This window comes from Priestia sp. P5_B4 (assembly GCF_056400385.1).
This window is the reverse complement of sequence record NZ_JBFULJ010001119.1, coordinates 1-1,062: the sequence shown is the minus strand read 5'-3', so window position 1 is coordinate 1,062 and position 1,062 is coordinate 1. Positions and strand designations below refer to the sequence as shown.

The window sequence follows — 1,062 nt, the reverse complement described above, 5'->3', positions numbered from 1 at the left end:
ACACCAGTTAAAGATGTGACAGAATCAATATGTATATCAGGTCTTAAATCTCCAAAAGTAATGGACTAYYTATCAMATTATTTTAGAAGAGGATTTAGTTTTGAAAATACAGTTTATATGGGAGATATGTCTAGAATTCCTATTAGAAAAATGTATATTAATATTGACAAAGAACGTATTTCCACACGACTGAAAGACGGACCTAGAGATACGTATGACGTCATTAAACGCCTTTCCTACGCATTAGATTGTACTCCAACATTAGCTACAGCTTTTCTACTTGAAGCGAGCATTAAAAATACGGAGTTTGTGAACGACTATGTAAAGGCTCACTTGGAAGAGGAGTTGGATAAAGGAAGATTAAAAGAACTAAAAGAGGTGTTAAAATATATAAATCAGAATAATCCTTATAAAGAGGAAGTCTCTCTTAGTCATTTAGTATTTTATATCATGGAAGAATTACGACACGGGGCAAACACGATAGGTACTTCTGTACTAAACTGGCTAGATAAAATAAGGGATAAAGATTAGTTTTATTTACCTTGATAATGCTACAAAAGAGAATCCTTTGCTGATTAGCAAAGGATTTTCTAATTTATTGGGATAGGGAGAATACTTATTAATCTAACTAGTTTTATAGATTGAAATACAAGAAATATTAAAAAGTATTGTAACTAGAGATACGGAGGTTTTTTTAGAGTAATCCTTTCTCCTTGAATACCTTCCTCAAAGCTTCATTAATTAATTCTGATTTGTAGCTTTTAGGAACACTATTTATAATACTTAATATGTCTTTGTCGAAGTAAAAACCTTGGTAAGCTCTTTTTGATGAGGCTTTCGTTCCTATCAGTAAAACATCTATTACATCGCTAGAACTATTACGGGGAATAACTTTATTTTTACTTTTATTTTTTCTTAGATCATTAGTAACAGTCTGTTTTTTTCTAAACAATGTACTAAAATCGATATTCACGGGTTGAGGTGATTTTCCTACATACTTGTAAACTTCCTTCTTTTTATCCCATGAATAGCCTAGTTTTTTTATCTTTCTTTGGATGGTTT

At 31.0% G+C, this 1,062-nt stretch carries 2 protein-coding genes; one reads left to right on the top strand and one right to left on the bottom strand.

Annotated elements, in window-relative coordinates:
* A partial coding sequence (locus AC1DRF_RS29280; protein ID WP_477742479.1) for a hypothetical protein occupies positions 1-531 on the top strand: 531 nt, incomplete at its 5' end.
* A 163-nt stretch (positions 532-694) separates the two neighbouring features.
* Here the strand turns inward: AC1DRF_RS29280 and AC1DRF_RS29275 are convergent.
* Positions 695-1,062 (bottom strand): HTH domain-containing protein (locus AC1DRF_RS29275; protein ID WP_477742478.1); only part of this gene is annotated, 368 nt, incomplete at its 5' end.